The organism is Limosilactobacillus sp. (assembly GCF_022482365.1).
Lineage (GTDB): Bacteria > Bacillota > Bacilli > Lactobacillales > Lactobacillaceae > Limosilactobacillus.
Genome location: NZ_JAKVPE010000001.1, coordinates 2,255,372 through 2,274,404, shown reverse-complemented (window position 1 = coordinate 2,274,404; position 19,033 = coordinate 2,255,372). Strand labels below are relative to the sequence as shown.

Below are 19,033 nucleotides of genomic sequence, written 5' to 3'. Positions count from 1 at the left end.
CTGTCACCGTCCTTTCATCATGTTGTAAGCTTTAGCGTTCTTCTTATTTGCATATTTGACAATTGAATCCCCATCTAGTGCAACGTTCAGATCGAGTCCCTGAACGCTAGCTACTAGTGCCTCGAGCAAGCTGATCATACGGTCCATCTTAGAACCATTCCCTTGCGGTGTGGTCTGTCCACTCGGCTGTGCATTGGCCGTGGCTTCAAAAGCACGGTCAAGCAGTGGCTCGGCACTAGTAGCATAAGGGTTCAAAACAAATTCGTGATGTTCCGGGTTGTCACCAATGATCGCATTAGTGAGCCCAAACACTTCGCCACCAAGTGCATACCGCCGGCCACCTGTTGGCCCCCAGCCGCCAAGTGTTAAATCTGACCGCCAAGTTGTGTCGTTAAACATGGCCAGAAGTTGGTCAAACGGACTATAGATGTTCGTATGCCCAGGCATTGCATAGCTCCGGAACGTTGGGTCAATGAATTGCAGAATACCTTTAGAAGGCGTCCCCTTCTTGGCGTTACTGTCCCAATTGTTAATGGCGTGTGCATTACCACCAGACTCGTGCTTGATCACGTTCATGATGTGAGAAATGTCAGCGCCAGAGATTGAGACGTGCATCTTTGCAGCAGCAGCCCGAATTAAATCAGGGCTAGCTCCGCCAGACTCAAACTGTGCTTCTAGCTTCTCTAGGCCTTTCTTGAACCAGTCTGCAATCGGCTGAGTCAGCTTGTCCATTGCTCCGTGCGCCAAATCGGCATAATGGCCCAGATTGTTGTACAAACCGCTTGTGGCCTTCTCAATCAGGCCTTTGGTAGCTTTTAGCGGATCAGCCAAGAAATCTTCCAGGGCGCTGAACTTGTCGCCAAGCCAGCTGCCAAGATTATCAAGGGTACCCTTAGCCCAGTCGATGCCTTCACTGATGATGCCACCGTCTGCGTAGTGCTTAGCACCAACAACTCCGCCGGTGGCATAGTGGTCAACGCCGACCGCATTCATGATTTGGCGGGTTTCAGGCCCACTATAAACGCGAGTGCCTTCCGGCAGAAAGCCTGTCCAGTTCCGTTCTTGACTCATATAGAGTCCCCCGTCCGGCGTCTGGACAAGTTCCTTCCAGTCAGGGCCGTCGCCATCATTGATAACGGACAAGTGGCGGTGAATGACACCCCCTTGGGCGAAGTGTACCTTGCCGATGTTACTTAGCCCGGTACCGTGTCCGGTGAAGAAGCTCCAAACCTTGTTGATACCACCAATGGCAGCATTGATGACGTTGATCACGCCATTCATGCCATCGGCAGCGGCTTGCTTGATCCCTGACCAGATGCCTTTGAAGAAGTTAGCAAAGGCGGACCAACCAGAGTTCCAGATGCGTTGGATGGAGTTCATCCCGTTAGAAATGGCCCCACGAACGTTACTCATACCATCAGATGATCGCTGACGAATGACTTGCCAGGCGTTCACAGTTAGCCGCTTCATCGTGGACCAAGTATTGTCCCACGTCTTAGTTAGCGAGCTAGAATGCGTCGCAATCGATTTCCCAATGCTCTGCATACCGCTTGAAGCACGCTTGGTCATATCGTCCCAAGAACTACGGGCCTTCTTCGAGAGCCCGCTCCAGAAGTTGTTCCAATTTTTCTGACGTTCCCGCTGCATCATCTGTTCAGCTTTGAGCTGTTGCTTAGAGTAGCGGTCGTAGTCTTTCTTGGCATTGTCAAAAGCCCTTTGGAGGTCCTTTTCCCAGCCAGCGTTGCCAGTCAGACCGTTCCAGATGCTCTTATTGAGGCTCTGCATCTTCTTCTGGAAGGCTTTACCGTCACGGTCAAACGCCTTGTTGAGGGCCTGGAACTGCTTACTAAGGTCTTTCTCCCAGCCAGCATTTCCAGTAAAAGCATTCTTCAAAGCCTTACCGAGCCTATCAACAGCATCCCTGAACGGTTTGATGTGCTTGTAAGCTTCGTATAGTGCAACACCTACTGCTGCAATGGCTGCAGGAATCAAGAACCAAGGGCTCAGCACGACATTCAAAGCCGTCTGGGCAATTGTTAGAAGCTTTTCAGAGGATGTAACAGCTTTGATCGCACCGCCAACAGCTTTGATCGCCTTACCCGTGCCGCTAAATACAGTGGCTACAGCATTTACTCCCATAGCCGCCGTCTTAAAGGCAACAATCGGGCCAAGCAATTCGCCAATCACCGTTCCAACATTCTGGATGGGTTTTGCGGCTCCACCAATTCCGTTGAGGTGCTTGGTGAGGTCGTTGATCGGGCTTAGCAACGTGTTGATCACTTTCAGGACAAATTCCACCGCATCCCCAATCAAATGGAAATCGGTAGCAATCCCATGAAGGACACCACCAGCCAGAGTTTTGATAAACTCCCCAATTAGCTGATTTAATCCCCTAAATGGCCGAACCATGTCAGCAATCGCGTTAGTTGCGTTATTGAACGCATCGGCAATCCCTTGGCCGGCGTTTTGAAAGGCTTTCAGTGTCCGTGGATCAGACACCCAGCTAGACACAGCTTTATAAATTGGATTTTGGGCCTTGGTAAATGGCTCTACAAATGCCCCCAAAAGTCGTGGAGCGGTGGTCCGAATGATCCGGCCCATCCCGTCTAGAGTATTGGTAAAGTTCTTTGTGGCATTCTGGTACTCGTGCCCCATGCTAATCAATACATGGTTCATTTCACTAGACTTGATCTTCCCATCTGACATTAATTGATTCATGTCAGCCATCGACATATCCTTGCTGTGGTGAACTTGGCGCTCATACTTCAGCAATTCTTGACGGAACTTTGGGAAGACGTTCTGGATTGAAAGCATATCCTGGGCACTAGCCTTACCATTACCAACCATCTGTGCCCACTGAGTTGAGAAGTTCTCAATTGAAGCGTCACTAGCATTAAAGGCGTCTTGCAAGGTAAGGATAGACTTTGAAAGCTCACGAGTCTTGGTAGCATTGTTAGTGACAGCGTAGAACTTCTGATTTAGGTCATTGACCATTTCCGTTGAGTTCTGAGCCGAAATGGCCAGCTGGTTAGTCATGTCAACCATCTTTTGGCCTTCGGAGGCTGAGCCAGTCAACGTGTGCCAGCTGGCAATCATGGTTTGCTGCTGCCGTGTGTATTCATACCCGGTAGCAATCAGAGACTTCATACCATTACCAATTGCGTAGATACCATTCAGAACAGCACCGCCGACAAACGTCCCAGCCATAATCTCTTTAAGATGGGAAAAAGACTGCTGCGTATTGTTGGCTTCGTGTTGTGCGTTTCTTAGAGGGTTTGTGAAGCCGTCCTTAATTCTCATCCATGTGGACTTCTCCTCAGGAATGTCTTTAATCTTCCGGGTAAAAGTCCGCAGCTGAGTATCATCAAATTTTGCCTTCAGATTAAACGTCTTGGCAGTAGGAATCTTCTCAGTCTCGTCTTTGACCTTATCGATGGATTCCTTGACCTTTTCCATACTATCTCGGGAGGTATTAGCCGCTTGTTTTACAGCCGAATTAGCCTTGTCAGCAGCTTCCTTGGCCTGATTGCCATAGCTGTCCCAGTTGGTTGAACTTTCCTTTACGTCAACACCGGCCTGTTTAGCTGCATCTTTGGCACTATCCATTGCCCGTTTTGCTCTATCAACGCCTTGGGTGACTTTATCAATAAAACTCCAGACGAACTGCTTTTCAGCAACAACGCTGCTCATTGGCTATTCCTCCTTTCCAACAGCTTCATAAAAAGCTCCTGACCAGTGGTCAGCTTCCGTTCATCGGAGCTGTCACCAGTTAGGAGCTTCTTTTCAATCTTCTGATTGCGCTGCGCTAAACTATCAAACAGATCGCCCATTGATCCTTGAGGTTCAACGGCAACAGTCTGCTGTGGAACCTGCTTAGCGAACAGCGTTTGGTCGCGCTGATCAGCAAGGCTAAGCTGGTAGCCTCGCTCAATCGCTTCAAATTCTTTTGGCGTTAAATCGCCTAATTCTGATGGGCTAAGTCCGATTCGCCTGGCTTGGGCGAGGATTCGTCCGATGCTAGCAGGCTCTTGAGCTTGTTGGTTTCGGCCGTGATCTCTTTGAGCCCAATACTCAGCTGGCTGGCCCGTTCCTCGTCTTTGGTCTGATCGATCTGAGCCTGCACCATATCGGCGTTCTTGTCGGAGTTCTTCACGTATTCGCGCAACTTCCGGGCTAAAAAACCATCGGCCTTAAGAGCGTTAAGAATGTCAGCAAATGCCTGGTCAGTTGCTTCGTCGCTGGCGAAAACAGAAGCCTCAAGGGCTTCTTCAACATCGGTTTCGGATGGCTGATTGCGTTTATACCATGCCAGAGCGTGGTAGTAAGTAGATACAATCACATCAACATTTTCACTTAGCAGGCCTTCAACGAGGGCTGAGAAGCCGTCCTGGTTGCCATTGCTAAGCTCTTTGTCATCACGGGTTTGGCGATAAAAGCTAAAGTTTAGCTTAGGCTGGTAGACCCCATTATTGATTGTCAGATTTTCCATTGATTAGCCTCCTAGTTTTGAGAACCTGTACCGGTTCCAGTAGTGGTACTGCCACCATTAGCCTTAAGGTATGCTTCCAAGGCAGTTGGTTTTGGATCTGCCGTGCCACCGACGTCAGTATTGTGGGCAAAGTCGTACATAGACAGTCCAACCTTGTAAATGTCTGGGTCCAGTTCGGCTTGAAGCGTTACGCCGTCCTTAGTTTCACCTTCGATGTTGTAGGTAACGTTGGAATGAAGCAAGTTGTTAACAGCTTCCGTGTCAGGCACACCGTTCGGGTAAGCCTGGCCATACCGCGCTGGCACAATGAAACTGCCTGGAGTCTTTGGGTCGTCCTGCTTCAGATTGAAGTCAAAACGCCAGATACCGATCTTCACCTGTTCTTGGACAGCACGCCGCAGTCCTTCATAGATTGCCTCATCAAGCAGTCGCCAGTAGGTATCCACTACGAAAGTTTCTGCGGTGGCACCTGGTGTCCGTACAGTCCCCTTCTTCAGCTGGATGTTAGAAGTTGAAGGCGTGTCAGTAGTAGAAGTGGCAGCCTGCTGCCCTAGCATCTTAATAAGGTCGCTTGGCTTGTCCCAAGGGAACTTAATTCCATAGATGATCAGGTCTGCTTTACGCATATCGCTTTCCGCGATGATGTTATTCACCGTGTCTAATGCCATTATTTATCCTTCCTTTCTGGTATTGCGTAGACGAAGTAGTCGAACAGAAAAGCCCCTCGTTTTACCGAGTGGCCGTCGTTTGCTTCGTCGTCTAAATTTCTGCCTGAGTAATTGTCAAATACTGAGAACCACTCAGAGCACTTTACTTTTCTCATTACATTGATTACTTCTCGATTAAGCCGCAGCAGTGTCCCCATCTGCGTCGGGTCCGTATACACATCCACCGATAACGTCAGTTTGACGACCTCTGCGCTATGCAGTACCTCCGGCTCATCCTGGCTATTTTCCAGGTCAAGGATAATCTGCGGATACTGTTCTTTGTGTGGGTGGCCGTTATAGAACACGGGGGCAGATACGGCTTTGAGTGCCTTCTTAGCTTGTGCTAGTAGGTCTTCTTCTGGTCCCATTCTGCCCTCCTATTCCAGCGCTCGGCGCATTGTTTCGGTAAATTTACTGTCAAGTTTTGCAATGACTTTTTCACCGCTAGGCTTCATGAATGGCTCTTTAGCCATCTTCTTAGTCCCAAACTCGACTGCAGACCCGTAGTAGTAAACATTCTCACTCTTCGATGGACGATTGATCTGGTGGATCTTCTTAGCACCCCGTTTGATCGTCTGACGTGCCTTCTCAGCGTCCTCAGACGTTGCCAGGGGGACAACGCTAACTTTCAGGCCGTCATCACTGAATTGAGGCGTGATGCTTCCCTGCAAGGTACCAGTAGGCACATAATCGCTCTTGCTGTGGCCGACCTGCTGGCTTTCAAGCTTCTGAGCTTCGTCCACCTCTTCTGCAGCAGCATTACGAATGAATACCTTACTAGCAGCTATGGCCCGCTCGTGTTCAATCTGAAATACTTCCAGTGCATTCGGCATTCCTAACGCAGCTAGATGGCTTGCAACGGCACGAGCCTGTTCAAAGTTACCCATGCTGACCGAGAACTCCACCCGTGGCTGTTGTTCGTAGTTATTGGGCATTGAAGGTCACCTCACCATTAGCAATGTAGAAGTCTGTCCTCATCAAGTGGCGCCCCACCTTCTGAATTTTGTGGACGGTGGTCGGGTCATCCGGATTGTAGTCATCAAGGCCAATTGAATCAGCCTCATACTCACCGAAGACCCGGACAATTGTTACGTCGTACATCTCACCGCTTGCAAAGTTGATGTTGGTCCGCTTGACGTTGGCCTTTACTTTCTTGACCGACGGTTTTGGATTGTAGTCCATGTCATCGTCATCGGCGGCCAGTGGCTTCGTAATCAAATAAACCGTGTGATCATATCGCATAGGATCACCAACCAATCGCTCGGCCAGTCATGCTATCGTCAGCGCCCGTCTTCCGGTCAATCCACGCTTGAAGATCTGGCAGATAGTCCTTGAGGTCATTAGAGCTGAAGCTAAGCGTCAGCCCTTCCTCCGATACACTCGTCATGCCTTCATTGTGGAATTTGTTGAACTTGGCTAGAGCCATTTGATCAACGATATAGCCAAGCTCATCTGGGAAAATGCTTGGGTCATCTGCATAGCTGGCAACGTAGGTCATGATGGCCTGCTTGGCATCTTCAACGTAGATCTGGACACGTGCCTTTTCAGTATCGTCTAGCTCCACGCCTAGAAGTGTCTGAATGCGGGTAACAGTTTGATTGTCAGCCATATTAGATCACCTCATTACTTGCCAGCTGGCGTTGTTGGCTGCGTGGTGTTGGTGGTGCTGTTAGTCGTCTTGATGGTGTCAGCAGTCGTGGTGAACTTAACGAACGGAATCAATTTAGCGTCAGCCACGCGAGTCCAGTACTTGGCGTTGCCCATGTCATCAATAGTTGGGAATGCCGCAGTGGTATTAGCTGAAGCCTTTGCTGCTTGATATGCAGATTCATTCCAAGACATACCAGCAGGTGCCAGTACGAAACGGCGACGGTTTACCAGGTAGTCAACACCGTGGAACCGCAGACCATCACGGCCAGTTTCAACAGCGTGGTTAACTGGCAGTTCAGACCAGCCGAAAGCACCCGTAGCAAACAGGTAGCTAGTGTATACGCCGTCCTTAACTGGCAAAGAATCATCGACAACAATCCGAACGCCCTTGATCGTGTCACCCGGATTCGGTGCTTGGATCTGTGTTGGCAGTGTGTTGCCATTTACAAGAATCGTGTTGCCAGTCTTCTGGTCAACGATGTTAGCGTTCTGCAGTTGCTGCAGGATGTCAGAGTGGACTGCTACAACAGCCAGGTCACGGTAACGTTCACCCAGCTGGAACCGAGCAGCGTTGAAGTTTGCCAGTGAGAAGGTGTGGTCACTGCGCCGACCATCGGTAGCGTCAAACTGATTGATGTTCTTCATAGAGTCAGCTGCAAAGACACCGTCCAGGGTCTTCAGCAGGATCCGTTCATTGATGTGCTGCCAGTAGTCAGCAACAGAGTTACTCATCGCACGCAGCGGATCAGCGCCTGCTAGTTCAGCGGCCAGGTCGGTTGCGGACCAACCTTGGTCCATGCCGTATTCACGAGCTTGGGAAACGCCAGTGTTGATGGTGTGGAGCTCAATGTCCTTGCTGTCATCAGGGATTTGTGGATCAGTGTCCGCTAATGGCTTGAAGTATGGCATGTTAACCAGGAAACCACCGCCTGCCAGCTGGGAAGCAAGGCTAGGAACGGCGCTGATAACACCAGACTTAAAGAATTCATCTTGTTCAACAGAACGTTGTGCGGTATAAGCAGCCCATGATTCAGGGATCTGCATATCAGCGAGCTTAGTCGCAGTAGTAATATCTGCCATGTTTAATTAGTCCTCCTTAATTTGCACCAAAGTAAAAGCCCGTCGGTTGCGCTTGTGCGATCATCTGACGAGCTTGGTCTGGATTAGTTGCTAAGATTTGCTGTTGCTTGGTGAGATTGAATCCTTGCTTAGACCAAGGATTGTCACCCATCGCGATTTGTGCACCACCGTTGCCGCTTGTTGGGTTCTGTTTACCCTTCAGTAGCTTTTCAGTGGCTTCTTGCACCTTTTTCTGAACGTAGCCGTCCAGTAGTTCCAAGTTATGTGAAGTAGCTGCATCATCATCGCCCATCACCAGTGGCAGCATGTCCGCGCTGATTCCCTTATCTAGCAGCAGGGATTTGGTCTGGTACTGCCGGATCTGCTGATCAAGGTCAGCCTGTTTCTGGGCTATCGCTCTCTGCCGGTCAGCTTCCTCAGCCTTGGCCCGTTCGTCAGCGGTCATCTTGGCCCGATCAAGTGCCTTCTTAATGGCATCTTGTTTGTCCTGTTCAGCCTGTGCTTGCTGAGCCTGGAGCTTGGCTTGTGCCTTTTCTTCCTGCTTAGCGAGCTTTGAGCCGATCAGCTTGTCGATCACGGCTTGCTGTTCGTCAGTAAAGCTGACCTCAGGCTGGCTTTGTTCTTGTGACTGGTCTTGATCCTGCTGTGGATCCTGAGTTGGGTTCTGATTCGTGTTGTCTTCGTTCATAGTTGAAGCCTCCCGTTTAACGTCCGTCGACTTAGTCCGTTTAACCCCCGTCGGGTAAAGCCGTCCGCTCTTTTACGCCTGGCAGCACGTTTGAAGGCATGAAAAAGCGGCTATCCGTTTGAATAGTCGCTATAAATTCATATCTGCTAATGCTTCTTTTACCGGTGTCTCGGCTGGAATGATATTGCAAGCACAGCGCGGATGAAACGGTGGTACGTTCACGCCAGCCACCATCTCGTCAATTTTGACCCGCGTCTTGTCCATACCATCGCAAAAGCTACAAGTGTGTGAGTTGTGTCGGCTAACGACCTTCACGTACTTGTAGCCCTTGAGCTTGAGTTCCTTACCAACTGCTTTCACCTGAGTAACTTTGGCTTCGGTCACGTACACCCGTTCAATGTCTGACTTCGTGTGCATGTAACGCTTCTGAGCAGCGGTCTTCCAGCCGTCTGATTTGAAATTCCACAGTTTGTCCTTCTTCAAGGCTTCGGCTGCGGCCTTCTTCATGGAATTTGGATTCATGTGATTCTGCACCTGGTAGTCGATCACCTTGTCCATGTCAATCGCCAGGCTCTGCATGTGTTTGAAGACCAGCGGCAGAGTGTCGGTGTCGTTGCCAGACTGAACAGCAATCCGCATCAAGGCGCGGCGCCGGAGCTGGCTGTTATAGCCTTGCACACCTTTGCCAGTTAGCTGAGTCACTTTGTCGGTGATCAATGCTTGCTGCTGGGCAATATGATCAGCAACATCAAGCCCAAGCTGAGCAATGTTAATTCGGCTTGTAAGCTCCGCTACGTCCTTATTCGTTCGATACGGTAAATTGTTCAATAAGGCGCCCAAAACGGCTCTCTGTTGAGCTGTGGTGGCCTCAGCGCGCAATACACGCAAAGCTTCAAACGCGTCGCGTATATCATTCGGGTCAGCGTTGGAGTTCCAGCGCAATCCGTTATTGAAGAAATGGTCAAGGCTGACTTCTTGCTTGTGTTCAGCCCGTGTCACGATGTCTTCCAATCGCTGCACACTGGTGTCAGCTGGATTGAAGATCTTGTTAAGCTGGTCGAACCATTCTTGGTCTGTCATTGTTGATCATTCCCTTGCTGATCGTTCTTCGGCGGTACCAGAGCGTTTTGACCGGTGGCAAAGATCTTGCCAAGGCCAAAGTCACCGCTCTTCTGCTGAGCTTGAAAGTCGGCATCGTGCTTCTGCTGATCGTCCACCCGTTGCTCTTCGGCATCTGCTGGCACTCCAGTTATCCGCTGGGCGATCTCACGTAACGTCTGCAAGCTGACCATGCCTTGCACGCTGGATAATGATTGCAGCAGCTGAGCCGTTGCATCGTCATTCTTCGGCAAGTTTGGATCGAAGTTAGGGTCCACCATACTGACCAGCTGAGCCGTGTCGATCGAGCCCGGCAATGCGTTAATCGTGTTCCAGTACTCCACACAAGCGCTCAGACGAGCCCGCAGCCCCTTCTTGTAAAGTGACTCCTGAATCTTGCGCTCCTGATCAGACCCCCACAGCTTGTAGGACATTGCCACGCCAGACGCGTTAGAAGCGAAGTTCGGGTCGTTTACGTTTGGCGTGTTGGTATATTTGTGGATCTCGTTGATCAGGAAGTTGGCATAGGTTGACCAACCGGTTGAGTCGTACTGCTTCGTTACGTACTGCAACGATGGTGTGACGATTGATCGCTCGCCATTCAGTGCCGTTCGTGCTAGGTAAGGTTCCAGATAGAACATACGATTATGCTTGTTGACGTTCGGGTGAGCCTGCTCAAGGATCACCGGCTGGCCGTCCTTGCCGATTACCTTGTTACCGTTCTTATCCAGCAGGTACTTTGGCTTGGTCATATCAGCAAACTTACCAGTGATCACCATCGCGGCATCATTGAAGTCTTCCTGGAAGTTGGCCATCGTTGAGATTGCTTTATCCAGGGCGTCCATCTGGTCCAGCTCTGGCTCCCAGTCACCAAGCCGCTCGTCGTTGTTCTTGTACTCAGTCAACGGCACACGACCAAAAAACAACGGTTCCTGGCCATCAAAGACGACTGCCTGTACAGGTGAGTTCGTTTCCGGCAAGCCACCCGGTGAGTGATACCTAAACGCGGTGGTGTCGGTGTAAATCTCGTAGTTTTCCTGAAGTTGATCATCAAGCACACCCGTCTGGTAGTAGCGGACAGCGAACAGTGGCTTAGCCTTGATTGAGTCATCGTAAACCACGAAAGCCGTTGTCGGGTCCACCTTTGCCAGATTAAGCGTGTTCTCACCCTCGTTGACGTATACCAGATCATAAGCACGGCCCATTACTGACAGGTCCTTCTTGATCATTTCATCAGCGCATGGCTCGTCAGACGCGTCGTTGTACTGTTTGATCAGCTCATCGAGTGTGTCGGCAAGTTGTTGATTGCCATCGTCGTCCGGTGTCACCTTGAACTGAATATCGTTGCCCATGAAGTAGCCCACCCGGATGTTAGTGATATACCGGGCAAATGCAGACGAGATCTGATTGTGCGCATTCTCCGGATTGCGTGACCCTGGCCAGCTTTTGATTCGTGTCTCAGCTTGGTAGTAGTCCCACAGCTCTTTCAAGCGTGGCACTTCACGATCAACGTGGTGCCGAATAAATTTGTAAGCCGTGTCGTACAGCTGCATGGGGTCATCTTTGATCGCATTAAAAAAGCTAACCGGCATCTGGTAAACGCGGTTAGCTTCCTGATCAAAGCGATGATTTTTAATTCTTCCAAACCTCATCAAATATCTGCCCCCAATTCTCGTGCGATGTGGTACTGATTGTTCCAGTCAACGCCAGTTGAACCATCGTAAAGGTCCATGTACTGGCGGACAGCATACCTCAGTGCGTCCATCGCGTGATTGTTTTCATCTTTTGGCCTGTTCAGTGTGTTACCGATGCTGTCGGTATCAAAGACGTAGTTGTTAAACTCGTTCCAGACGTTCTTACACTTCGGGTGTACGTGGATCTTGTACTGCCAGAGCTGGTCAATCCCGGCTTCAATCGGCGTTTTTGACACGCTTCTAGCATGATCAATGCCCAGGTCAAGCAGCTGCTGCGTCCGTTCTGGCGAAGCGGAATCGGCATAGATGGCAGCATGCTGATAGCCATGGTCTTTGAGCCACTGTGCAACACTTGGTGTCGTCTGGTGGTACGTGTACATCTCGTCATAGATCCAGATATTCTTGCTCTCTGGATCAATGGCAACGGCGACGAACGCGTTCGGGTCTCCACCAAAGCCGTAGTCAAGGCCAAATCCTGTGTGCCCACACTCGTTGAGCTTCTCTTGCGGGTCAAACTCCACTCGTTCAACGTTGTCTTCAAAGATCAGGCCCTCACTAACGCCCCAGTCGCCGTCAGCTGCCACACGAGCTCGCCTAGGGTTCGTCCGGTATAAATCCTCGTAACGCTTCCGGTCTTTCTCATCGAGCCACTCATTGCATCTGAAGGTGGTAGTCTGAGCAAACGTGTCAGCCTTACGGGTTTTTGGATCAAAGAACGTCCGTTTAAGCCAGTGTTGCGCGTTCCACGGATTGAACGTAATAGTGATCTGCTTAAAGGCGTTCGGTGCCTTAATCTCACCACGAATGGACTCCTGCATTGTTTCCAGCTTGTCAGCAGACTCAATCTCGTAGGCTTCTTCCACCCACACCCAGCACAGATAGCCGTGTGTAACGGTAATTGACGTAAGCTTCAAGGCTTTATCAAGGCCCCGGAAGATGATCCGCTGGCCCGTTGGTCTGTAAACAATCTCAGGCATGGACGGATTGCACTTGAAGAGGTGCTCAGCGTGGTACCGATTGATCGCCCAGCACAAGTCAGCATAGGTCGACTGGCGATTTGTGTTTGAGTAGCGCCGAATCACTAGAATGTTAGACCAGGGATACTTCATCAAGCGATAGATCAGATTCAGCGCGGTGGTCTTGCTCTTCTTACTGGCCCGTGAGCCCTTCACTACTCGGTAGAAGTGCCGATCGTGCCAAAAGTCATAGTAGCCACCGCCCACAATCTTACTCAGGCTTAGTGTCTGTTCCATCGCTCTCATCCCCTTTCTGGTCCGTGTCGTCCTCAACGTCTGGCTTCAAGTCGTCGCTAAATACAATCTTAGTTAGGTTGCCCTGCCCGCCTTCAAAAAGTTTGCTCTTATGTTCAGTGAGCTCAGCTTCCGCTCTAATCTTGCGAAGCTGTTCTTTGACCAACGGATCACTGAGTGGGTACCGTTTCATGAGCTCTTTGGCAGCGGTAAGTCGATCCTTCAGCGACGGCTCCCGTTCGTAGAAGTGTTCCGAACCATCATCGTCCATGAGCTTCTCAGGCTCGGTTTCTTCTTTTCGTAACACCCGAGTGTAGAACTGCAACACCTCTTTGGCGTCCGCAATCTTGTGTGACTCAATCTCGGCCATTTTGGCGTCAATATAGGCTTTGATGTCAGGTTTTGTCAGGTTCTCCTGCCCAATCGAGCGAACCGTTCTAGGCGAATACCCAGCCTTAATTGCGGACTGTGTGGCGTTGCCACTTTTGATATATTCATCGGCGAATAGCCGTTGCTTTGCTGTCAATCTCATGGCATCTCACCACACCGCCTTTCTGAGTGCAAAATAAAAGACGGTATCACTACCGCCTTAATCATTATTTAGTTTATGCTTCCTGCATTTCTCGTAACGCATTTGTAGTCACTTGAGACACATTAATCTTGTTTTCTTTGGCCCAATTATTAAGGCCTTCCGGAATGCTAATGTTCCGACGAACAGTTTTACCATACCTATTTTTCCACTTGGTCATATTAACGGTAACCCAAGACACCTGTTGATTATCTTTAAGCTGCCATGACTTTGGGTCTTGAACATCAGGATAGTCAGTGCCATCTAACATGGTAGCCATAGCATCTTCTGCATGGAATAGTGCTTCGGCAATCGTATCACCATCGGTTACCATTCCTTTAATATTTGGTGAGGTTACAACATAATAATGACCATCATCGTTATATTCAGTCAGAATTACAGGATAGGCTAAAATTTCTTGTTTCATAGCGTTCTTTTGATATGCCAAACAAGCGGGCTTGTTCAGTCCGTTTGCTTTTGAAGGTTACTTCTTTAATCCCGCTTCTTCTAGAATTGCTCGTTCAGTTCCTGGACGAAGCTCCTTATTGTGCATCGGCACCTCAGTTAGTCGCCCATTGTCTGGATTATAGAATCTCCTGTGGCCGCCTTGTTTTGGGACCTCAACGAATCCATTTTTCTTCAAGAAGCGAATCATCTTAGCGGGTTTCCATGGCATATCTTTAACCTCCTTTCCTCAACCTTCAATTATATTATACACACTTTGTTGTGTATAATCAATAGTTTTAGAAAGGTTTTTAGTTATTTTTTACGTATCTTAAAAGCCGTCAATCGTTGATTTGACGGCTTTTTCTTATGCTTTAACGTTCGCTCGGCCCGGCATAGCATGAGGTACTCTTGCTTGCTGGCAACGAGGCCAAAACGCTTAGTCTGAAACATTTAGCATTCCTCCACTAAACGCTGAAGGCTTGTAATCCAGAAGCCCTGTTGGCACGTGTCGCTTGCATTTGTCATATCTACGAATCTTTAACCATTGTGGCTCAGGATGCACACACCAAAAATGTCCTGGCTTCTGTCTATATTGCTTTAACAAGATTCTTTTACAAGTCATATGCGTTCCTCCTACTATCTACAGCTATATTCAGCTATCTAACGAGCTATCTAAAAAGCGTCCAGCCGAAGCTAGACGCGGATTGATATGAGCAGTCGTAATTTTGAACCACTATTGAAATGACACGAGCTGCTCGTTCAAGGCGAAAGTGTTAACTCGAGAGTAGGCTTTCTACACCTTCCTTTCCATTAACGTTTGTAAAGTAGGCGACGCCTTGAAGTGGGTAGGACGGAGTCGGACCGTCATGATAGCTCTCTGTTTGACGTGTACACGCTATCGGATCTGCCGTTGATCTACTACCCAAAAGCTAAGGGCCAGGAGTCGAACCTGAGCTGTGCGCGGAAGGTAGATAAAACCGTGCCCTACCGAGGACCATTAGCGTGCTTGCGAGGTCCGTGAAGATTTGCAAGCTAATTGCGGGGACTGGACTCGAACCAGTGGTCACGGCGCCAAAAGCCGCTGCCTTGCCAACTTGGCCACTCCGCAATAATTGCAAGGCGCCCACCCCGCGGCAGGCTCCGTAGAGTATCTACCGCTCTTTCTCTCAAAGGTGGATCTTTATTCTAGCCTTGCTAATGCTGACGGACGGAATCGAACCGCCTTCCCAAGACACATGCTGTTGTAAAACTTGGGTGCCCTACCACAGGGCCTAGGGCTACGTCAGCATATAATCAGGATCCTCGTCTCTGCTTACGGTCGATGTTTTCCGCCATCTCCTTGGGCAGTACTGGTGTCCTGATAGTGTGATCCTCTAGCCGTTGAATGAGATCACGGATTCTTCTGCCTTAGCACGGCTGTGCCTGAGACTATCATGAGCGGCACGTTGAGGTATTGTTATGGTTGACGCTCATCATATTTACGTTGTTTGAAATCTCTTGAAAGGAGGTCGAATTCTTACATCGGATTCATCAAGAATGTCCCATCGATAGTCTCAATGCGGGGGTATGGTCATCTGCCACCACGTTCGTCGGCTTGGTTACCGGCTCCCCGCCGCTTGCGCTAGACCTGAGTTGCTGTGAATATACGTCAGACGTCTAGCGCTGTTAGTTTATTTTGGGAGTAAGTAGTTTAAGGACTTGCTCTGGTCACGTTTTCGGGTATGTCGCAATTGATAATCTTTCGACGATACCAATATAATCCCGTTTACCCTGCTTTTCCTGCAGGTTTACTGCAGAATTCCTGCAGATTTACTGCAGAAAAACTGCAGACTTCATTTACTTACTCGAACATGATCATCTGGAATGATCTTCGCTGCTTCCCAAAGCGCTTCATTCTGGTAGTCATAGAACGTCCGCTCAGACAGCCCCAGTTTCATTCTGACGGCCGTTACTGACCAGTGATGATGAACAAATCGGTCATCCAGAATCTGCTTGTAGGTCACATGCGCGTCGCCCTTGGAGGCAATGTAATCTAGGACCTCTTCTCTGACCTTCCACTCCCGTTCAGCGTTCACATAGTCGACAATCTTATAATCGGCATCGTATAGTGACCCCGTGGGCAGACCGTCCATGCTCGGTGACCCAATCGTTGGTTTTTTCAGCCTTGCTTCATCTCTCCAGTCCCAGTACTGAGACAGCCACTTTCGTGCGGCCTCAATGCTTTTTTTCTTGTCGTATTTCCCGAAAATGTCATCAATCACGACGCTACACCCCTTGTGGTATAATGAATTTGGTTTTATTTATATCGAAGGGGCGTTCCAGCGATGGAACGTCTTTTTATTACACTGTGTTTCTTCTTTGACTTCACTCAACCACTTCCATGCACAATACCGTCGTTGGATCAGCTTCAATCGGCTCACGTGGAACGCCGAGCACCTTCTTCTTGATGTAGAAGAAAACCGGGTTGTCTGCAGAACACCTTCTATGGTGCCCAACGATCCAGTACCTATCTCCTAGCTCGTCCTGGATCAGCTTGTGATCACGTTCCACTTCCGCAGCTTCTTGCCAGGTCATGATCCTTTCATCGCCTTTCACCTCGTAGATCCCGGCCACACATCGGACAGTAGCCAATTTTCTTCGTCTCGCAGGTGTCCTCTTCAACGACCAGCATGTTTCCTTCAATGTGAACAGCTTGCCCTAATTGTTCGCCTATCCCATACGGTTTGTCATAATGCACCGTATTGATCAAGTCCTTCTGGCCGTGGCAGTACGGGCAGTTCTCTTGCGATATTCTTTTTTTCATTATTCATTCTCCTATACAAATTCCTTAGGTTTTCTTTTCCACCATTGTGACCAGGCATAGCCTGCATGATCCATAAACTGTGCTCGCCGGATTTGCCGCTTACGAGTCCGTTTAATACCTGAAGGTAGTGCATAGCCAAGCAGTGTTGCCCGCACCCGCCGCCACACACTTGGAGGCATTCCTAGCTCAACTGATACACTGGTTTCGACCGGCATTGAATCCATTATTTAATTTCCTCCAATCCATCGTGCTTACGTCCACGGTTAAACCAAGGCGAAACTGTGAAGGCTAAAACATCGTTAGTCACATAAATCAGTGAATTAACCGCCATTGCGAGTGTGGCATCACCTTGTGCGAAAGTGACCGCCCATAAAATCAATTGGAAAATACCGGAAGCTAACCACCAGTAGTATTGGTTGTTGTAACGGAAGAAGCACATTACACCGGCCGTTAAACTGATAGCAAAACTAATCGCATCAATCCATGGCCGTGGGTCATTGGTAAACCGACCAATTAAGTAACCCGAAACTAAGTAAACGAGTAACGTTCCAGCAATCGCGATTAACCATTGCTTGCCACCGAATTTTCGTAAGTGGTTCTTTGTATCATTGTTCCATGAACGAATGGCAAAAATTACCGGAATATCAAGCGTGGCCACATAGGCTAACTGTTCAAAAATACTCAAATAATTCTTTGCTGACCAGCCGGCATAAATGAAGCATGCTGCACTGATTAAGCCTAGCCAACCGTTAATAGCTTTCGTAGCGTTAATTGCCAGTACACATAATGTTCCGAGCAGTGTTCCAATAAATGTAATCATTGTCACGCTGGTTACCTTAGCGCCAATTAGCAGGCACAATTGAAAACCAAACGCGAAAAACCATAGACAGTAATTCTGCACTGGCCAACCCTTTAACTGATTAACTAACCAAACGAAATAATTTTCTTTCTTAGAATCCATATCCAACCAACCCTTCATTAATAATTTTCAATGCTTCACTGCTTCGTTAATTTTAATTTCAGTTCCTCCACTTCAATCTCTACTCTCGGTTTGTCTGAGTAGTACTTCTTCGTATTCAGTTCCACGATCTGATTATCATCGCCCCACAGGACGCCGTTTAAGCCGTCTAAGGTGGATTTGATATAGTTGTCCAAGTCAGGCTTCTTCGTCGGTCTAATGGCTCCTGTGGCTTTCAGGCGGTGCCTTTTTTTCGACTCGCTCGTTTGGATTGGCCGATAGAACCTGGCCGTTACTTTCAACGGTCCTTCCAGCGGATCACCCTCGTATGCAGTACGAGCAGCAAGCCATAGTTGGTCCTTGTAGGTGCGTACTGGCTTCGGGTCATACAATCTTATACCTTTGCCGAACCGTGTCGCTCTCGGCCGTGCCTGAGCCACTGGGGCGATGTCAAACGTCAACTTAATCACGGTTGCCTCCGTAGATGAAGTCTGCTGCAATGTCGGCCACCTTGTTGATGGTTTCCTGTGGCAGACCACCGTCCAGGTTTGGGGCATACTCAGTCATCACATCGCCGATGCTAGTGTCCTTAGCACTGATCGACAGGAACCAGCGTTGTTCCACGTCTCCGCATAGGTCAGCGTTCAGATTGTCACGGTTGGCATATACGATCACACCATACATATCGCTTACTTTAGTCAGTAAGCCCGTCTCTTCATGGATCCGCTCCGCTAGCCATTGCTCACGGATATGGTCACTAATCTTTACAACTTCTGTAGTCATGTTCTTCCTCACTTTCTTACATCCTTCAGCCCGTCAAATTCCACGATTTGGCTGTGATTGTGTGGGACTAGACGACTGATTATTTTTTCGTTATAGATCCCAGCAAGTTTGTCAGTGCTGAGGTTAGTCGTACTAATTGTTGAGTGAATTGGCTCGTTGCGGTTAAGGTCTAACCGGGCATTCGCCACTCTGAACAGCAGCTCCTGCATGTCCTGGCGGACTGATTTAGGGTTCTTTTTCATACCTCCTTCTGTGCCAAGGTCATCAAGCAACAGCACATCAACTGACTTCATCATCTTTTCCAAATATTTGAGCCGTTCCTTTACGTCGCTAGCTTCAAAGCGGTCATCGTGCAGATGAGATAGCTCCATCGTTGATACCACCATTACTGAGAAGCCTTCGTTAGCCAGGTAATTAAGCATCGCCATTGCTAGCGAAGTCTTTCCGACCCCTGGAGGGCCGCTTAGCAACACCTTCATTGGCTGATTAATCATCTGCTTTGCCAGCACATAGCATTGATTCCCGACGCCTCTAGCCAGATTGACGTTGGCCGACTGCATAGATGGCTGCCAGTCTTTAAAGGTGAAATCAATTCGTTGACCACCAGAGAACAAACTGCTACGAAAATATTCGCTGTTCTGGAAGAGCTCATGTTGCTTTCCCCAACCGGCCTGAATGCGATTGTTCCTGACAATTACCCGTCGCTTAATCTCGTTGTAGTCACGAGGGTCGCGCATATCTTTGCCAGCCATCTTTAAGATCTGCCTAGCGGCTATCTCTTGGATTCGGTTTAAATTCATCGTTGGCATGATTTCACC

General features: G+C 49.0%; 22 protein-coding genes and 2 tRNA genes. All 24 read right to left on the bottom strand.

The features are described 5' to 3' along the window. Positions 1-3: 3 nt before the first annotated feature. Positions 4-3,690, bottom strand: coding sequence for a tape measure protein (locus LKE23_RS10795; protein ID WP_291977351.1), 3,687 nt, complete (start codon positions 3,688-3,690; stop codon positions 4-6). 271 nt (positions 3,691-3,961) lie between these two features. Beyond that, positions 3,962-4,489, bottom strand: a complete 528-nt coding sequence (locus LKE23_RS10790; protein WP_291977349.1) for a tail assembly chaperone — start codon at positions 4,487-4,489, stop codon at positions 3,962-3,964. A gap of 11 nt (positions 4,490-4,500) precedes the next feature. Beyond that, the gene (locus LKE23_RS10785) at positions 4,501-5,157 is read right to left on the bottom strand and encodes a phage tail protein (RefSeq protein WP_291977348.1); all 657 of its coding nucleotides are present in this window, start codon (positions 5,155-5,157) and stop codon (positions 4,501-4,503) included. Continuing rightward, positions 5,157-5,564 carry a hypothetical protein gene (locus LKE23_RS10780; protein ID WP_291977347.1) on the bottom strand — a complete coding sequence of 136 codons (408 nt, stop codon included), beginning with the start codon at positions 5,562-5,564 and terminating at the stop codon, positions 5,157-5,159. The genes LKE23_RS10785 and LKE23_RS10780 overlap by 1 nt, the downstream gene beginning before the upstream one ends. A 9-nt stretch (positions 5,565-5,573) precedes the next feature. Further along, complete coding sequence (locus tag LKE23_RS10775; protein ID WP_291977346.1) at positions 5,574-6,131, bottom strand: hypothetical protein; 558 nt, start codon at positions 6,129-6,131, stop codon at positions 5,574-5,576. Beyond that, positions 6,121-6,438, bottom strand: a complete 318-nt coding sequence (locus LKE23_RS10770) for a hypothetical protein (RefSeq protein ID WP_291977344.1) — start codon at positions 6,436-6,438, stop codon at positions 6,121-6,123. The genes LKE23_RS10775 and LKE23_RS10770 overlap by 11 nt, the downstream gene beginning before the upstream one ends. 4 nt (positions 6,439-6,442) lie before the next feature. Then, complete coding sequence (locus LKE23_RS10765) at positions 6,443-6,805, bottom strand: phage head-tail connector protein (RefSeq protein ID WP_291977343.1); 363 nt, start codon at positions 6,803-6,805, stop codon at positions 6,443-6,445. Between the two features lie 14 nt (positions 6,806-6,819). Further along, positions 6,820-7,926, bottom strand: a complete 1,107-nt coding sequence (locus tag LKE23_RS10760; protein WP_291977341.1) for a phage capsid protein — start codon at positions 7,924-7,926, stop codon at positions 6,820-6,822. 16 nt (positions 7,927-7,942) lie between these two features. Then, positions 7,943-8,614: a DUF4355 domain-containing protein gene (locus LKE23_RS10755; RefSeq protein ID WP_291977340.1), complete on the bottom strand. Its 672-nt coding sequence runs from the start codon at positions 8,612-8,614 to the stop codon at positions 7,943-7,945. 129 nt (positions 8,615-8,743) lie between these two features. Beyond that, the gene (locus LKE23_RS10750) at positions 8,744-9,694 is read right to left on the bottom strand and encodes a phage head morphogenesis protein (protein WP_291977339.1); all 951 of its coding nucleotides are present in this window, start codon (positions 9,692-9,694) and stop codon (positions 8,744-8,746) included. Next, the gene (locus tag LKE23_RS10745; protein ID WP_291977338.1) at positions 9,691-11,364 is read right to left on the bottom strand and encodes a phage portal protein; all 1,674 of its coding nucleotides are present in this window, start codon (positions 11,362-11,364) and stop codon (positions 9,691-9,693) included. Before LKE23_RS10745 ends, LKE23_RS10750 begins: the two co-directional genes overlap by 4 nt. Continuing rightward, positions 11,364-12,659 carry a PBSX family phage terminase large subunit gene (locus LKE23_RS10740; protein ID WP_291977337.1) on the bottom strand — a complete coding sequence of 432 codons (1,296 nt, stop codon included), beginning with the start codon at positions 12,657-12,659 and terminating at the stop codon, positions 11,364-11,366. The genes LKE23_RS10745 and LKE23_RS10740 overlap by 1 nt, the downstream gene beginning before the upstream one ends. Then, the gene (locus LKE23_RS10735) at positions 12,634-13,188 is read right to left on the bottom strand and encodes a terminase small subunit (protein WP_291977336.1); all 555 of its coding nucleotides are present in this window, start codon (positions 13,186-13,188) and stop codon (positions 12,634-12,636) included. The genes LKE23_RS10740 and LKE23_RS10735 overlap by 26 nt, the downstream gene beginning before the upstream one ends. Positions 13,189-13,261: 73 nt before the next feature. Further along, complete coding sequence (locus LKE23_RS10730) at positions 13,262-13,651, bottom strand: type II toxin-antitoxin system HicB family antitoxin (protein WP_291977335.1); 390 nt, start codon at positions 13,649-13,651, stop codon at positions 13,262-13,264. A 57-nt stretch (positions 13,652-13,708) separates the two neighbouring features. Continuing rightward, positions 13,709-13,900 carry a type II toxin-antitoxin system HicA family toxin gene (locus LKE23_RS10725; RefSeq protein WP_291977334.1) on the bottom strand — a complete coding sequence of 64 codons (192 nt, stop codon included), beginning with the start codon at positions 13,898-13,900 and terminating at the stop codon, positions 13,709-13,711. 807 nt (positions 13,901-14,707) lie between these two features. Then, positions 14,708-14,779, bottom strand: a tRNA-Gln gene (locus LKE23_RS10720). A gap of 90 nt (positions 14,780-14,869) precedes the next feature. Continuing rightward, positions 14,870-14,958, bottom strand: a tRNA-OTHER gene (locus LKE23_RS10715). Positions 14,959-15,503: 545 nt separating this feature from the next. Next, positions 15,504-15,932 carry a transcriptional regulator gene (locus LKE23_RS10710; protein WP_291977333.1) on the bottom strand — a complete coding sequence of 143 codons (429 nt, stop codon included), beginning with the start codon at positions 15,930-15,932 and terminating at the stop codon, positions 15,504-15,506. Positions 15,933-16,035: 103 nt separating this feature from the next. Further along, positions 16,036-16,245 (bottom strand): hypothetical protein, encoded by a 210-nt coding sequence (locus LKE23_RS10705; RefSeq protein WP_291977332.1) that lies wholly within the window; start codon positions 16,243-16,245, stop codon positions 16,036-16,038. A gap of 7 nt (positions 16,246-16,252) precedes the next feature. Further along, positions 16,253-16,474 carry a hypothetical protein gene (locus LKE23_RS10700; protein ID WP_291977331.1) on the bottom strand — a complete coding sequence of 74 codons (222 nt, stop codon included), beginning with the start codon at positions 16,472-16,474 and terminating at the stop codon, positions 16,253-16,255. A 223-nt stretch (positions 16,475-16,697) separates the two neighbouring features. Further along, positions 16,698-17,435, bottom strand: a complete 738-nt coding sequence (gene pnuC / locus LKE23_RS10695) for a nicotinamide riboside transporter PnuC (RefSeq protein WP_291977330.1) — start codon at positions 17,433-17,435, stop codon at positions 16,698-16,700. Positions 17,436-17,470: 35 nt separating this feature from the next. Continuing rightward, positions 17,471-17,932, bottom strand: coding sequence for a RusA family crossover junction endodeoxyribonuclease (locus LKE23_RS10690; protein WP_291977329.1), 462 nt, complete (start codon positions 17,930-17,932; stop codon positions 17,471-17,473). Continuing rightward, entirely contained in the window at positions 17,895-18,215 is a 321-nt protein-coding gene (locus tag LKE23_RS10685) for a hypothetical protein (protein ID WP_291977327.1), read from the bottom strand. The genes LKE23_RS10690 and LKE23_RS10685 overlap by 38 nt, the downstream gene beginning before the upstream one ends. Positions 18,216-18,223: 8 nt before the next feature. After that, positions 18,224-19,024, bottom strand: a complete 801-nt coding sequence (locus LKE23_RS10680; protein WP_291977325.1) for an ATP-binding protein — start codon at positions 19,022-19,024, stop codon at positions 18,224-18,226. Positions 19,025-19,033: the final 9 nt, after the last annotated feature.

What these genes read in the sequence shown, in the direction of transcription:
- LKE23_RS10795 (WP_291977351.1), bottom strand. Translation starts at nt 3,690, where the DNA reads ATGAGCAGCGTTGTTGCTGAAAAGCAGTTCGTCTGGAGTTTTATTGAT.
- LKE23_RS10790 (WP_291977349.1), bottom strand. Translation starts at nt 4,489, where the DNA reads ATGGAAAATCTGACAATCAATAATGGGGTCTACCAGCCTAAGCTAAAC.
- LKE23_RS10785 (WP_291977348.1), bottom strand. Translation starts at nt 5,157, where the DNA reads ATGGCATTAGACACGGTGAATAACATCATCGCGGAAAGCGATATGCGT.
- LKE23_RS10780 (WP_291977347.1), bottom strand. Translation starts at nt 5,564, where the DNA reads ATGGGACCAGAAGAAGACCTACTAGCACAAGCTAAGAAGGCACTCAAA.
- LKE23_RS10775 (WP_291977346.1), bottom strand. Translation starts at nt 6,131, where the DNA reads ATGCCCAATAACTACGAACAACAGCCACGGGTGGAGTTCTCGGTCAGC.
- LKE23_RS10770 (WP_291977344.1), bottom strand. Translation starts at nt 6,438, where the DNA reads ATGCGATATGATCACACGGTTTATTTGATTACGAAGCCACTGGCCGCC.
- LKE23_RS10765 (WP_291977343.1), bottom strand. Translation starts at nt 6,805, where the DNA reads ATGGCTGACAATCAAACTGTTACCCGCATTCAGACACTTCTAGGCGTG.
- LKE23_RS10760 (WP_291977341.1), bottom strand. Translation starts at nt 7,926, where the DNA reads ATGGCAGATATTACTACTGCGACTAAGCTCGCTGATATGCAGATCCCT.
- LKE23_RS10755 (WP_291977340.1), bottom strand. Translation starts at nt 8,614, where the DNA reads ATGAACGAAGACAACACGAATCAGAACCCAACTCAGGATCCACAGCAG.
- LKE23_RS10750 (WP_291977339.1), bottom strand. Translation starts at nt 9,694, where the DNA reads ATGACAGACCAAGAATGGTTCGACCAGCTTAACAAGATCTTCAATCCA.
- LKE23_RS10745 (WP_291977338.1), bottom strand. Translation starts at nt 11,364, where the DNA reads ATGAGGTTTGGAAGAATTAAAAATCATCGCTTTGATCAGGAAGCTAAC.
- LKE23_RS10740 (WP_291977337.1), bottom strand. Translation starts at nt 12,659, where the DNA reads ATGGAACAGACACTAAGCCTGAGTAAGATTGTGGGCGGTGGCTACTAT.
- LKE23_RS10735 (WP_291977336.1), bottom strand. Translation starts at nt 13,188, where the DNA reads ATGAGATTGACAGCAAAGCAACGGCTATTCGCCGATGAATATATCAAA.
- LKE23_RS10730 (WP_291977335.1), bottom strand. Translation starts at nt 13,651, where the DNA reads ATGAAACAAGAAATTTTAGCCTATCCTGTAATTCTGACTGAATATAAC.
- LKE23_RS10725 (WP_291977334.1), bottom strand. Translation starts at nt 13,900, where the DNA reads ATGCCATGGAAACCCGCTAAGATGATTCGCTTCTTGAAGAAAAATGGA.
- LKE23_RS10705 (WP_291977332.1), bottom strand. Translation starts at nt 16,245, where the DNA reads ATGACCTGGCAAGAAGCTGCGGAAGTGGAACGTGATCACAAGCTGATC.
- LKE23_RS10700 (WP_291977331.1), bottom strand. Translation starts at nt 16,474, where the DNA reads ATGAAAAAAAGAATATCGCAAGAGAACTGCCCGTACTGCCACGGCCAG.
- pnuC (WP_291977330.1), bottom strand. Translation starts at nt 17,435, where the DNA reads ATGGATTCTAAGAAAGAAAATTATTTCGTTTGGTTAGTTAATCAGTTA.
- LKE23_RS10685 (WP_291977327.1), bottom strand. Translation starts at nt 18,215, where the DNA reads ATGACTACAGAAGTTGTAAAGATTAGTGACCATATCCGTGAGCAATGG.
- LKE23_RS10680 (WP_291977325.1), bottom strand. Translation starts at nt 19,024, where the DNA reads ATGCCAACGATGAATTTAAACCGAATCCAAGAGATAGCCGCTAGGCAG.